Origin of the sequence: Nesterenkonia xinjiangensis (assembly GCF_013410745.1) — a bacterium.
GTDB lineage: Bacteria > Actinomycetota > Actinomycetes > Actinomycetales > Micrococcaceae > Nesterenkonia > Nesterenkonia xinjiangensis.
This window is the reverse complement of record NZ_JACCFY010000001.1, coordinates 2,494,224-2,506,860: the sequence shown is the minus strand read 5'-3', so window position 1 is coordinate 2,506,860 and position 12,637 is coordinate 2,494,224. Positions and strand designations below refer to the sequence as shown.

General features: G+C 69.8%; 11 protein-coding genes. 8 read left to right on the top strand and 3 right to left on the bottom strand.

Features of this window, described 5'->3' with window-relative positions; genetic code table 11:
* Nucleotides 1–13: 13 nt before the first annotated feature.
* From paaB to HNR09_RS11290, 5 genes are all read left to right on the top strand, one after another.
* The gene (gene paaB / locus HNR09_RS11310; RefSeq protein ID WP_179542130.1) at nucleotides 14–319 is read left to right on the top strand and encodes a 1,2-phenylacetyl-CoA epoxidase subunit PaaB; all 306 of its coding nucleotides are present in this window, start codon (nucleotides 14–16) and stop codon (nucleotides 317–319) included.
* On the top strand, nucleotides 316–1,143 hold the full coding sequence (gene paaC / locus HNR09_RS11305) for a 1,2-phenylacetyl-CoA epoxidase subunit PaaC (protein WP_179542129.1): 828 nt from the start codon (nucleotides 316–318) through the stop codon (nucleotides 1,141–1,143). The genes paaB and paaC overlap by 4 nt, the downstream gene beginning before the upstream one ends.
* A gap of 101 nt (nucleotides 1,144–1,244) precedes the next feature.
* Nucleotides 1,245–1,778 (top strand): 1,2-phenylacetyl-CoA epoxidase subunit PaaD, encoded by a 534-nt coding sequence (paaD, locus tag HNR09_RS11300; RefSeq protein ID WP_179543165.1) that lies wholly within the window; start codon nucleotides 1,245–1,247, stop codon nucleotides 1,776–1,778.
* Nucleotides 1,778–2,935 (top strand): 1,2-phenylacetyl-CoA epoxidase subunit PaaE, encoded by a 1,158-nt coding sequence (paaE, locus tag HNR09_RS11295; RefSeq protein WP_179542128.1) that lies wholly within the window; start codon nucleotides 1,778–1,780, stop codon nucleotides 2,933–2,935. Before paaD ends, paaE begins: the two co-directional genes overlap by 1 nt.
* Nucleotides 2,936–3,017: 82 nt before the next feature.
* Entirely contained in the window at nucleotides 3,018–3,788 is a 771-nt protein-coding gene (locus tag HNR09_RS11290; protein WP_179542127.1) for an enoyl-CoA hydratase-related protein, read from the top strand.
* Nucleotides 3,789–3,798: 10 nt separating this feature from the next.
* On the opposite strand, the gene HNR09_RS11285 is transcribed toward HNR09_RS11290, so the two are convergent.
* The 3 genes from HNR09_RS11285 to HNR09_RS11275 all read right to left on the bottom strand — a co-directional run bounded on the left by HNR09_RS11285 (nucleotide 3,799) and on the right by HNR09_RS11275 (nucleotide 8,600).
* On the bottom strand, nucleotides 3,799–5,661 hold the full coding sequence (locus tag HNR09_RS11285) for an OmpA family protein (RefSeq protein ID WP_179542126.1): 1,863 nt from the start codon (nucleotides 5,659–5,661) through the stop codon (nucleotides 3,799–3,801).
* 103 nt (nucleotides 5,662–5,764) lie between these two features.
* Nucleotides 5,765–7,888 (bottom strand): phenylacetic acid degradation bifunctional protein PaaZ, encoded by a 2,124-nt coding sequence (paaZ, locus tag HNR09_RS11280; RefSeq protein ID WP_179542125.1) that lies wholly within the window; start codon nucleotides 7,886–7,888, stop codon nucleotides 5,765–5,767.
* A 220-nt stretch (nucleotides 7,889–8,108) separates the two neighbouring features.
* Nucleotides 8,109–8,600 (bottom strand): Lrp/AsnC family transcriptional regulator, encoded by a 492-nt coding sequence (locus HNR09_RS11275; RefSeq protein ID WP_179542124.1) that lies wholly within the window; start codon nucleotides 8,598–8,600, stop codon nucleotides 8,109–8,111.
* A 200-nt stretch (nucleotides 8,601–8,800) separates the two neighbouring features.
* On the opposite strand from HNR09_RS11275, the gene pdhA reads away from it, so the two are divergent.
* Genes pdhA through HNR09_RS11260 form a run of 3 tightly spaced genes read left to right on the top strand, consistent with a single transcriptional unit; the run spans nucleotide 8,801 to nucleotide 12,637 of the window.
* Nucleotides 8,801–10,042 (top strand): pyruvate dehydrogenase (acetyl-transferring) E1 component subunit alpha, encoded by a 1,242-nt coding sequence (gene pdhA, locus HNR09_RS11270; protein ID WP_179542123.1) that lies wholly within the window; start codon nucleotides 8,801–8,803, stop codon nucleotides 10,040–10,042.
* Nucleotides 10,043–10,044: 2 nt separating this feature from the next.
* The gene (locus HNR09_RS11265) at nucleotides 10,045–11,139 is read left to right on the top strand and encodes an alpha-ketoacid dehydrogenase subunit beta (protein ID WP_179542122.1); all 1,095 of its coding nucleotides are present in this window, start codon (nucleotides 10,045–10,047) and stop codon (nucleotides 11,137–11,139) included.
* A 1-nt stretch (nucleotide 11,140) separates the two neighbouring features.
* The gene (locus HNR09_RS11260) at nucleotides 11,141–12,637 is read left to right on the top strand and encodes a dihydrolipoamide acetyltransferase family protein (protein ID WP_179542121.1); all 1,497 of its coding nucleotides are present in this window, start codon (nucleotides 11,141–11,143) and stop codon (nucleotides 12,635–12,637) included.

Genomic DNA, 12,637 nt, shown 5'->3' with positions numbered 1-12,637 from the left:
GAAAGGCGAGGCCATGACCTCCATCGACGCCGCAGACTCCAGCAGCTGGCCGCTCTGGGAGGTGTTCATCCGCTCCTCCCGCGGACTCTCCCACGTCCACGCGGGCTCCCTGCACGCCCCCGACGCCACGATGGCGCTGCGCAATGCCCGCGACCTCTACACCCGGCGCAACGAGGGCACCTCGGTGTGGGTGGTCCCGGCGGCAGCGATCATGGCCTCCGACCCTGACTCCAAGGGCGGATTCTTCGAATCTCCGCAGGGCAAGAGCTACCGCCACGCCACCTACTACACGCAGTCCGAGGGAGTGAAGCACCTGTGAGCTTCGCATCCCACGACTCCGCGACCCGCCAGTCCCAGGGCGAGGCGATCACCGCTGAGGAGATCGCCGCCTCGGACGCCGTGGCCGATGAGGCCACCGCACGCTATGCGCTCATCCTCGGCGACGACGCGCTGATCCTCGCCCAGCGGCTCAGCGCCTGGATCTCCCGCGCCCCGGAGCTGGAGGAGGACGTCGCCCTGGCGAACATCGCCCTCGACCTGCTGGGGCACGCCCGCTTCCTGCTCAGCTACGCGGGCACCGCCTGGGGGAAGACGGAGGATGACCTGGCCTACTTCCGGGACGAGGAGGAGTTCCGCTCCTGCCGCCTCGTGGAGCAGGAGAACGGCGACTTCGGGCAGACCATCGCCCGGCAGCTGATCTTCAGCGCCTACCAGCTTCAGCTCTACCGGCGCCTGGTGCACTCCACCGACCCCACCCTGGCCGCGATCGCGGACAAGGCCCTGAAAGAGGTCCGATACCACCAGGACCATGCCGCCCAGTGGACCCTGAGGCTCGGACTCGGCACCGAGGAGTCCGCCCACCGCATGCAGGCCGGCCTGGACTCCCTGTGGTCCTACGTGGAAGAGCTCTTCATCGACGTGGACCCCCTCACCGGGCTGGGCGACGTCGCCGTGCTGCCCTCGTCCCTGCGCGAGGAGACGCTGAGCCTGCTGCAGGAGATCATCGAGCAGGCCGGACTGACCGTGCCGGACATCTCCGGGGCCTACGGCTCTGACCGCAGCGGCCGCTTCTCCGAGCAGCGCGGCTACATCTTGACCGAGATGCAGGTGCTGGCCCGCCAGCACCCCGGAGCGACGTGGTGAGCACTGCCATGCTGCACGCCACTGACCGGGAGGAGACAGCGATGAGCGTCACCCCTGAGGCACATGACGTCGGTCGCGCCTCGCGCATCGTCGCCGAAACCATGATGGCCGGCCACCCGGACCATGACGCTGCCGCGCCCGCTGCGCCGACACACCACGGCGAGCGCAGCGTCCGCGAGATCGCCGCCACGGTCCACGACCCCGAGATCCCGGTGCTCTCGATCCAGGATCTGGGCATCCTGCGCGACGCCCGCCTGGAGGAGGACGGCACCGCCGTCGTCGTCATCACCCCCACCTACTCCGGCTGCCCGGCCATGGACACCATCACCAGCGATGTCCGCGAGGCGCTGCGCGCCGCCGGGCACGAGCAGGTGCGGGTGGACACCGTGCTGCAGCCGGCGTGGACCACGGACTGGATGACGGAGGAGGGCAGGGCCAAGCTGCGCGAGTACGGCATCGCCCCGCCCACCGGACGCGCCGCCGTCGGCCCGATCGCGGTAGGGCTGAGCGTGAAGTGCCCGCAGTGCGACTCCCCGAACACCCGCGAGATGACCCGCTTCAGCTCCACCGCCTGCAAGGCGCTCTACCAGTGCCGCGAGTGTCTGGAGCCCTTCGACCACTTCAAGGTGCACTGATGCAGATCAAGACGACCAAGCGCCGTCGCGCGAAGTTCTCCACGCTGACCGTCTCTGAGGTGCGGCGACTCACCCCCGACTCGGTGGAGGTCTCCTTCGCCGTGCCTGAGGAGCTGCAGGAGGACTTCGACTACGCGCCCGGCCAGTACGTGGCGCTGCGGGCGGAGATCGACGGCGAGAAGATCCGGCGCTCCTACTCCCTGTGCCAGGAGCCCACTGCCGGGGAGATCCGGATCGCGATCAAGCGGGACCTCGGCGGCGCCTTCTCCAGCTGGGCCAACGAGAACCTGGCGCCCGGGGACACCCTGCAGGTGATGAACCCCACCGGCACCTTCGTCTCCAAGACCGCGATCACCTCGATGAACCGGCCGGAGGAGCTGGCCGCCGAGGCCGTGGCGGAACGCCCGGACGTGCACCTGGTGGCCTTCGCCGCAGGCTCCGGGATCACGCCGATCATGGCGATCGCCCGCTCGGTGCTGGCCGCCTCCGAGAGTTCCACCTTCGACCTGGTCTACGCCAACCGCTCTGCCGGGGACGTGATGTTCTCCGAGGAGCTGGGAGACCTGAAGGACCGCTACCCGGCCCGGCTGGCGATCCACCACGTGCTCAGCCGCGAGCAGCGCATCAATCCGCTGCTGACCGGACGGATCGACGTCGAGAAGCTCAGCGACCTGCTCGACAAGGTGCTGCGGGTGCCGGAGACCGACGAGTGGTTCCTCTGCGGCCCCTTCGAGCTGGTCCAGCTGGTGCGCGACTCGCTGGCCGCCCGCGGCGTGCCCGAGGAGAAGGTCCGCTTCGAGCTGTTCTCCAGCGGCCGGCCGGACCGCCCGGAGGGGCACCAGGGGCGGAAGGTGGAGGCCGACGCCGACGGCGAGACCGTGGAGATCGAGTTCACCCTCGACGGGCTCACCGGGCAGGTCACCTCGCCGAAGGGCTCCGGGGAGACCGTGCTCAACGCCGCCCTGCGCTCGCGCTCCGACGTGCCCTTCGCCTGTGCAGGCGGGGTGTGCGGCACCTGCCGCGCGAAGGTGGTCCGCGGCGAGTTCGACATGGAGGAGAACTACGCCCTGGAGTCCGACGAGGTCGAGGCCGGCTTCGTGCTGACCTGCCAGACCCGACCCACCGCCGAGAAGCTCGTCGTCGACTACGACGCCTGACCTACCCGGCCGGACCCCCACATCCAGACCCGCACATTCAGACCCGCACATCCAGACCCGCCCCCCCAGCGAGGAGCTGCCCGTGATCAGCATCGCCATCGACGACGGCCTGGCCGAGATCGTCCTGGACGCGCCCAAGAAGCTCAACTCCCTGGACGAGGAGGCGCTGACCGCCCTCGACGACGCCTACCGCCAGGCTGAGGACGCCGGTGCGCGGGCGGTGCTGCTGCGCGGCGAGGGCAAGGGCTTCTGCGCCGGCCGGGACATCTCCGCGGTGGAGCCCGCCACGGACGACGCCCTGGGCTACCTGCAGGACAGGGTCACCCCGGTGCTGCGCCGGATGGCCGACTTCCCGGCACCGACCTTCGCCGCCGTGCAGGGAGCCTGCCTCGGAGTGGGGCTGGGTCTGGCGATCGCCACCGACGTCGTCTACGTGGCCGAGACCGCGAAGATCGGCTCCCCCTTCGCCGCACTGGGCGCCACCCTGGACTCCGGCGGGCACGCCCTGTTCACCGAGCGGCTGGGGGCCCACCGCACGCTGGACCTGGTCTACACCGGAGACCTGATGTCAGGTGCGGAGGCGGTGGCCGCCGGGCTGTTCTCCCGCGCCGTGCCCGCCGAGGAGCTGGTGGACTTCAGCCGCGGCAAGGCGCGGCGGGCGGCGTCGGGGGCCACCCTGGCCTTCCGCGAATCCAAGACTCTGGTGTCCCGGATCCGAGACGAGCGCATCGGCCTGTGGGAGTCTCTGCACGAGGAGAACCGCGCCCAGGGGCGGCTCTGCGGCTCCGCCGACTACGCCGAAGGCTTCGCCGCCTTCCAGCAGAAGCGCAAGCCCACCTTCCGCGGCGAGTGACGGCCCGGGGTCAGTCCTCGTCCTTGTCGGCGTCGGCTTCCGATCGCTGGAGACCGTCCACCACCGGGACGTCCTCGAACCTCCACGGGTCGAAGCCCTCACGGTCCTCATATTCGGTCTCCACCGGCACGTCGATGGTGACCTCTTCGGAGGAGACCAGCGGCCACAGCACGGTGACCACCCCGCGCGTGCCCTCGACCGCATCGTGGCCCCCACCGAAATAGCGGTCGGCGAGCGGGCTGTACCAGGGCAGGTCCACCTGGAGGAACTCGCCGTCATCATCGACGCCGGTGATCCACCCACGTCCGCTCATCTCCAGCGGGAACACCCGGCTGTCACCGATCAGCAGGGTGACCGCGTCCACCTGTCCGCCTTCGCCGAGGGACTCGCGCTCCTCTCGGAGGCCGTCGTCTCCGAAGCTGAACGGCCAGGCCAGCTGCCCGGAGGTGTCGTGGCCCTCCGCATTCTGGGTGATCTCCACGGAGAGCCTGCCGACCAGCAGGTTGTCCAGCCGATACACCTCCTCGACGGCGACCTCCGCGGCCCTGCCGTCCTCTGCGGTGACCTCCAAGACCTCACCGGCGGTCCCCACCGGCCCTTCCGGATCCGCCGGCTCACCGATCTGCTGCAGATCGGTGAGGTCCTCCAGCTCAGGCAGCTCGAAGAGCAGCTCCACCCGCCGGTTCTGCGCCCGCCCCTCATCGATCTCGTTGTCCGCCACCGGCTCCTGGAAGTTCCGCCCCTCGACCGTGATCTCGAAGGCTGAGAGGTCCGTGAGTTCGTCTAGCCGGTCATGCACGGACTCCGCGCGCCGCTCGGAGAGCGCCTGGTTGTGGTCCTCGTCCAGGACGTCATCAGTGTGCCCGACGATGAACAGCTCACCCCCGTCCAGCCGCTCGAGCTCCTCCGCAGCGGCCTGCAGCGCGACGTCGGCGTCATCGTCGAGGTCATGCTCGTCCACGTCGAAGAGCACGTCGGAGGCCATGGTGAGAGTCGCCTGGCCGTCATCGTCGCGGATGGAGACGTCGCCGCCGTCGCGCTCCCGGTAGACGTCCGCCGGGTAGGTGCGGGGCAGCACCCTGACCGGATCGAACCCCAGATCCTCGACGAGCAGGTACGACTCCAGGACCTGCGCGTCGAGGTCCTCGGGATAGAGGACCGCCACGTCCTCCAGCAGGCCGAAGTAAGGCACCAGCACCGCGCTGGACTCCACCCCGAGATCCTCATAGAAGCCCGTCCAGGTGGCCACGTCCCCGGGGAAGACGATGTCGTACTCCATCTGCACCGGCAGCAGCGAGAGCTCGCCGTCGGAGACCATCAGCGGGGCCTGCACATCCAGCGCCTCGGTGTCGACCAGTCGGATCTCGGTGGGGTCGGTGTCCGGTGACGTCAGCGCCGCCTCGAGGTCGAAACGCCCCGAACCGTCCGCCAGCTCGAAGTCGATCCGCGCGGCGAGGTAGTCCTCGCCGTCATGGGAGTCCCGGACCAGGGGGTACACGCTGACCTGCACGTCGACCAGCTCGGCCGCGGTGTGGTCCCAGATGCTCGCCTCGGCGACCACGGGCGGGTGATCGTCCGCATCAGAGCTGGGATCCTTCTCCGCGTCCTCCGCGTCCTCCGCGTCCTCCGCGTCCTCCTCGTGGTCCGCAGGCTCGGCATCGCCCTGGGCGCCTCCGGCCTCGGACTCCCCGGACCCGTCGTCGACGGTCTCGACCCCCTCGCCGCCCTCCGGGCTCTCGTCCTGCGCCTGGCCGGAGGTCGCCTCAGCATCCGGGGGATCGACGGCCTCCCCGAGCGGCACGCAGCCGGCGGCGAGGAACGCCGTCAACGCCGCCAGAGCGAGCGGTTGCTGGAGCCTGCGCGTCGAGGACATGTGTCCGCCTTCCACCGGAGCCGACCATCTGGAGTTCACTATCGCAAATCACTTCAGGGGTGTCAACGGCCACAGCACGACGGCGGCTCCGCGAGCCGGCGCCTCAGACCCACTCAGGCAGCTTCTCCTTCGCCACTCGCGTCAGGACGTCATAGGTGGCCACGACCTCGTCGTGCTGGTTGTGCAGCACGGTGTCCCAGCGAACCTCGCCGAAGTCGTCGGTCTCGCGCGGGGTGATCTGCTTGGCGGTCAGCGTCACGCGGATAGAGTCGTCATAGGTGACCGGAGTCTGGAAGGACAGGTTCTCCAGGCCGGTGTTGGCCAGCACGGGCCCCGGTTCGGGCTCCACGAACAGCCCGGCGGCCCAGGAGACCAGCAGGTAGCCGTGGGCCACCCGGCGCGGGAAGAACGGGTTGGCCATGGCGGCCTCCTCGTTCGTGTGGGCGTAGAAGGTGTCCCCGGTGGACTCTGCGAAGGCCAGGATGTCCTCCAGGCTGACCTTTCGCAGCCCGGAGGCGAACTGGTCCCCGATCCGCAGCTCCGCCAGCGACTTCCGGAACGGGTGGACGGCCTCGCCGGAGGCCACCGTCTCCGGGGTGGCCGTGTTCGCCTGCGCCCCACGGTGCCACACTCCAGTGACACCGGTGAGCAGATCGGGCGATCCCTGCACGGCGGTGCGCTGCATGTAGTGCTTCACCGCGCGCACGCCGCCCAACTCCTCGCCGCCGCCGGCACGTCCGGGTCCGCCGTGGACGAGGTGCGGAAGCGGGGAGCCGTGACCGGTGGAGGTCTTGGCGTCGTCGCGGTCCAGGAACAGCACACGCCCGTGGTGGGAGCCGATGCCGCGCGCGAAGGCCGCCGCGGTGTGCGGGTCATGGGTGCAGACCGTGGCCACCAGCGAGCCGCCGCCCAGGGCGGCGAGCTCGACGGCGTCGTCGACGTCGGCATAGCCCAGCACGGAGGTGACCGGGCCGAAGGCCTCCACGGAGTGGACCTCCGGAGTGCGGGGGTCCGCGAAGGACAGGACCGTGGGCGGGAAGAACGCCCCAGCCTGCGCGTCAGCGGCGCCGAGGTCACCCTCAGGCCCGCCCAGGCACAGCTCCCCTCCGGCGCTGAGCAGGGTCTGCACGGCCCGGCTCACCTCGGCCTGCTGATCCTTGGAGGCCAGCGCACCCACTGTGGTGGCCTCGTCCCGCGGGTCACCGAGGACCACCCGAGACTCGATGCGAGAGCGCAGGGCCTCGATGACCGTGTCGACATGCTCGCTGGGCACGATCGTCCGGCGCACCGCGGTGCACTTCTGCCCGGCCTTGGCGGCCATCTCCAGAGTCACCGATCTGATGAACGCCTCGAACTCGGGGGTTTCTGGGCCGGCGTCAGGGCCGAGGATGGCCGCGTTCAGCGAGTCGGTCTCGGCGGTGAACCGTACACCCTCATTCTGCACCTTCGGGTGGGAGCGCAACGTCTGGGCGGTGCCGGCCGAGCCGGTGAAGGCCACGTGGTCACGATGGTCCAGGTGGTCGAGCAGGTCTCGGGCGGAACCGGAGATCAGCTGGATCGCTCCTTCGGGCATAAGCCCGGACTCCAGCATCAGGCGCACGCAGGCCTGGGTGACGTACGCGGTCTGGCTGGCAGGCTTGACGATGGTCGGCACCCCGGCGATGAAGCTGGGACCGAGCTTCTCCAGCATGCCCCAGACCGGGAAGTTGAAGGCGTTGATCTGCACAGCCACCCCGGTCAGCCGGGTGTAGATGTGCTCACCGAGGAAGGAACCATCGCGGGAGAGCTGCTCCACGTCGCCGTCGACGATGACATCGGCGTTGGGCAGCTCCTTGCGCCCCTTGGAGGAGAACACGCGCAGGGTCCCGATGCCGCCGTCGACGTCGATCAGGTGGTCCCGGCGGGTGGATCCGGTGCGATCGGAGAGGTCGTAGAGCTCCTGCTTATGGTCATCCAGGTAGGCCGCGATGTGCTTCAACCGCAGGGCGCGCTGGTGGATGGTCATCTCCCCCAGGCTGACCTGGCCGGCGCTGCGTGCGTGCGCGACGGCGGCGCGGGTGTCCAGGCCGTCAGTCGAGATCCGACAGACGGGCTCGCCGGTGGAGGCGTCCCGGACCTCGGCGATCTTCTCCGGGTTCGCCGGGGTCCACCAGGCATCACGGATGTAGCTGGGCAGCAGGTCGGTGACGGCGGAGCCGGCCTCGGCGGATGTGGCAGTGGCAGTCATGACGTCCTCTCGACAGCAGTGAAACTGACCGAACGGTCGGTAATCACTGTCATCCTAACGTGATCGCCACCACTTTTCGAGGAGCTGGCGACGACGCTCCCTTCACCCCAACGTCGAGTGGTCAATTCGAAGGCGCCAGAGGCCCAAACAGGGGGCATAATCCCTACAAATCGGCCTATCGATGCAGGTGGAGGACCCGGTGACAGCCCGCCCTCACTCCTCACCCCTCCGGGGCCGCATGCAGGTGCTCGGCGTGGTCGTCGAAGATCAAGGCGGTCTGCGTGGACTGCACGCAGGACAGCGACTGGATCCGCTCGAAGATCACCCGGCGCAGCTCCTCCACCGTGCGGGTGCGCACCAGCAGCACGGCGTCGTACTGCCCGCCCACCAGCGAGAGATGCCGGACCGCCGGCTCACCGGCCAGCGCGGAGCGCAGCACCTCCCAGTCATCCTGCTTCAGCGTGAGGAACACATAGGCGGCCGTGGCCAACCCCGCGGCACGCGGATCGATCACCGCGGTGTAGCCACGCAGCACCCCGGCCTCGCGGAGCCTGGCGATGCGCTCATAGGCGTTGGCCCGGGAGAGGTGCAGCTCCTGGGCGATGCTGGTCACCGACTTGCGCGCATCGGCGCTCAGGGCGGCCAGGATGCGATGGTCCACGGCATCCAGGGGACGCCCGCTGCGTGGATATTCGTCCAGGAGACTGCTCATATCTCTGGACGATACCAGGCGCACATGCCGCAAATTCTGACAGTACGTCCAGCTGAATCCTCTCTAGGCGAGACGATGTCTCCGATGCTCGGCAGGGCTGGAGGCCGAGGCATGAGCTGAGTCACACTCGAAGCATCACCAGTGAGGCACCCATGCCGAGACGCACCGATCCGGCGACACATCTGAGGAGGCTGGACGCCATGACGCACGGCACAGCAGCTGCCAGCGAGGCGACCCCCGCCGAGGACCCCCGGTTCACCGTGGAGGCCCCCGGCCACGAGAAGGCCGAGCAGGCCGCCCACATCCTGGAGGCCAGCAGCAGCTTCGGGATCACCCCGGAGCAGTACATGCTCCCGGCCCGTCGGCAGATCCGCATGCTCTCCCCCGAGGGCACACTGATCCCCGAGGCGGAGCAGGGAACCAGCCCCGGCCACGAATACCCCATCCCTGAGGACGACGCCCTGCTCGCCGCCTACGAGGCGCTCGTCGTCGGGCGTCGCGTCAATGACCAGAACTACGCCCTGGTGCGCCAAGGCCGGCTGGCCGTCTACCCCTCCTCGCACGGCCAGGAGGCCTGCCAGGTGGGTGCGGCCCTCGCCCTGGACCAGGGCGACTGGATGTTCCCCACCTACCGGGACACCGTCGCCACACTCACCCGCGGTGTGGATCCCCTGGAGGTCATGGTCTCCTTCCGCGGCGACTGGCACTGCGGCTACGACCCGCGCGAGTACCGGACCTCCGCGCTGTCCACTCCGCTGACCACCCAGCTGCTGCACGCCGTCGGCGTCGCCCATGCGGCGAAGCTGCGCGGCGAGGACACCGTGGTGCTCGCCATGTGCGGCGACGGTGCCACCAGTGAGGGCGACTTCCACGAGGCGCTGAACTTCGCCGCCGTCTTCGAGGTCCCGGTGGTGTTCTTCGTACAGAACAACGGCTACGCCATCTCCGTGCCGCTGTCCCACCAGACGGCCGCACCGTCCCTGGCGCACAAGGCCATCGGCTACGGCATGGCCGGCGAGCAGGTCGACGGCAATGACATGGTGGCCGTACTGGCCACCCTGCGCCGCGCCGTGGACCTGGCCCGCGAGCACTCCATGCCGCTGCTGCTGGAGGCCACCACCTACCGCATGCAGGCCCACACCAACGCCGACGACGACACCCGCTACCGCGACGCCGACGAGGTCGAGCAGTGGAAGAAGCGGGACCCGCTGCAGCGCATGAAGACCTTCCTCACCGGCAAGGGGGTGCTCGACGAGACCGTCGAGTCCCGCATCACGGAGAAGGCGGAGGAGGTCGCCGCCTCGCTGCGCCAGGCGATGACCACCGAGCCTGAGATGGACCCGCTGGAGATCTTCGACCACGTCTACTCCGCTCCCACCGCCCAGCTGCGCGAACAGCGCGCCCTGCTGGCCGACGAGCTCGAGCGCAGCCAGGAGGACTGACCATGGCCCCCGCCACCGACACCGCCACCACCCCCGCACCCGCAGCTGCGGACGCCTCGCGCTCCGCACCGGCGCCGAAGGCCACGACCTTCGCCGCCGCCCTGAACACCGCGATGTCCGACGCCATGGAGGCCGACACCTCGGTGTGCGTCTTCGGCGAGGACGTCGGCACCCTGGGCGGCGTCTTCCGCATCACCGACGGACTCACCCAGCGCTTCGGAGAACACCGCTGCTTCGACACCCCGCTGGCGGAGTCCGGGATCGCCGGCATGGCCACCGGCATGGCGATCAACGGCATGAAGCCGGTGATTGAGATGCAGTTCGACGCCTTCGCCTACCCGGCGCTGGAACAGATCTTCAGCCACATCGCCAAGATCGCCAACCGCACCCGCGGCCGCGTGCGCCTGCCGATGGTCATCCGCGTGCCCTACGGGGGCGGCGTGGGCGGGGTGGAGCATCACTGCGACTCCTCAGAGGCCTACTACGCCCACACGCCCGGCCTGAAGGTCTACACCCCAGCCACCGTCGCCGACGCCTACCTGATGCTGCGCGAGGCCATCGACTCCGCAGACCCGGTGGTCTTCTTCGAACCGAAGAAGCTCTACTGGACCAAGGAGCCGGTCGACCTGGCCGCTCTCCGCGAGCAGTACGAGGATCCGGACTCCTCCGGCACCGCCGCCGGCGTGGGCGCGGAGGGCCGCGCCGTCGTCGCCCGCGAAGGCACCGATGTCTCGCTGATCAGCTACGGACCCTCGGTGTCCGTGGCACTGAAGGCCGCCGAGGCCGCGGCTGAGGAGGGCATCTCCGCGGAGGTCCTGGACCTGCGCAGCATTGTGCCCTTCGACGACGCCGCGCTGACCGCCACCGTGGAGAAGACCGGCCGCGCCGTGGTCATCGCCGAGCCGCAGGGTTTCGTGTCCGTGGCCGGAGAGATCGTCGCCCGGATTCAGGAACGCTGCTTCCATTCGCTGGCCTCCCCGGTGAGACGGGTGACCGGTTTCGACATCCCGTACCCGTCTCCGAAGCTCGAGGAGCATCACCTGCCCAGCGTGGAGCGGATCCTGGACACCCTCGACGAGCTGCAGTGGGAGGACTGAGATGACCACCTTCAATCTGCCCGATCTGGGCGAAGGACTCACCGAAGCCACGCTGCTGAGCTGGCTGGTGGACGAGGGCGAGATGATCGAGGTGGACCAGCCCATCGCCGAGGTGGAGACCGCGAAGTCATCCATCGAGGTCCCCTCCCCGTACGCGGGCATCGTGGTGCGGCTACACGGCGCGGTCGGCGAGACGCTCATCGTCGGGGAGCCGCTGATCACCGTGGACACCGACGGCAGCGGCGGCTGGCTCGACGACGCCGACCAGCACGACGCCGACTCGGCCGGTGCGCTGAGCTACCGCGAGGAGGAGCGGGCCGGCACGGCCGTCCCCTCCGAGGGCACGGCCGCCGGCGCGGCATCGGAGGAGACTCCGGCGGACAGCTCCGACGAAGGATCGGGACATGTCCTCATCGGCTATGGCACTCAGGCCTCCTCGGGATCACGCCGTCGACGCCGACGCCGTGCCGGAGGCGACACCACCGTGGCCCTCGCCGAACGCACCCCACAGCAGGCCCCGCGAGTCTCCTCCCCCCTGGTGCGTCGCCTCGCCCGCGAGCACGAGATCCCGCTGGGCGGCGTGACCGGCACCGGCCCGGAGGGGCTGATCGTGCGAGCTGATGTGCTCGCCGCCCTCAGGACCTCCGCCCCGAAGGTCGCCGAGACCCGGCCCCCGGGCGGGGATGCCCCAGCGACATCGGCGGCCGTGCCGGCGCCGAGCGCCCCACAGGCCACGGAGCAGACGGCCCCGGCGCCGTCGTCCCGGCCGGCCCCGGGCGGGCTGGAGGTCAGCGAGCGCGTGCACGTCACCGGGCTGCGCAAGGCGGTCTCCACGACGTTGTCCCGCTCACGCCGCGAGATCCCGGAGGCCACGGTCTGGCAGGACGCCGACTTCACCGAGCTGCTCGCCCTGCGGGCGCGGCTGAAGCGGCAGGCCCAGACCAGCGGCGCCGCGGCACCCTCCCTGCTGGCGCTGATCGGACGGTTCGTGCTGGCCGGACTGGCCCGGCACCCCGAGCTCGCCACACGGGTGGACACCCGCGAGGACGGTGAGCAGGAGATCGTGCACTTCGACGGGGTCAACCTGGGCTTCGCCGCCCAGACGGACGCCGGTCTGGTGGTGCCGGTGATCCGTCACGCGGAGAGGCTCTCCGCCCGGGCCCTCCACGAGGAGATCGGCCGGCTGGTGGGTGCAGCCCGCGAGGGGACGATCTCCGGCAGGGAGCTCACCGGTGGCACGTTCACGGTGAACAACTACGGAGTGTTCGGCTCCGACGGCGCCACGCCGATCATCAACCACCCGGAGGTGGCGATCCTCGGCCTCGGCCGGATCCTGGAGCGCCCCTGGGTGGTGGACGGGGAGCTGACCGTGCGCAGCATCAGCACACTCACCCTGGCCTTCGACCACCGGGTCTGCGACGGCGGCGCCGCCGGCGGGTTCCTGGACTTCGTGGCCCGCTGCGTGGAGGATCCCTCCACCGCTCTGGCCGACCTCTGA

Coding starts and splice junctions, on each gene's coding strand:
- paaB (WP_179542130.1), top strand. CDS start 14: ATGACCTCCATCGACGCCGCAGACTCCAGCAGCTGGCCGCTCTGGGAG.
- paaD (WP_179543165.1), top strand. CDS start 1,245: ATGATGGCCGGCCACCCGGACCATGACGCTGCCGCGCCCGCTGCGCCG.
- paaE (WP_179542128.1), top strand. CDS start 1,778: ATGCAGATCAAGACGACCAAGCGCCGTCGCGCGAAGTTCTCCACGCTG.
- HNR09_RS11285 (WP_179542126.1), bottom strand. CDS start 5,661: ATGTCCTCGACGCGCAGGCTCCAGCAACCGCTCGCTCTGGCGGCGTTG.
- paaZ (WP_179542125.1), bottom strand. CDS start 7,888: ATGACTGCCACTGCCACATCCGCCGAGGCCGGCTCCGCCGTCACCGAC.
- HNR09_RS11275 (WP_179542124.1), bottom strand. CDS start 8,600: ATGAGCAGTCTCCTGGACGAATATCCACGCAGCGGGCGTCCCCTGGAT.
- pdhA (WP_179542123.1), top strand. CDS start 8,801: ATGACGCACGGCACAGCAGCTGCCAGCGAGGCGACCCCCGCCGAGGAC.
- HNR09_RS11265 (WP_179542122.1), top strand. CDS start 10,045: ATGGCCCCCGCCACCGACACCGCCACCACCCCCGCACCCGCAGCTGCG.
- HNR09_RS11260 (WP_179542121.1), top strand. CDS start 11,141: ATGACCACCTTCAATCTGCCCGATCTGGGCGAAGGACTCACCGAAGCC.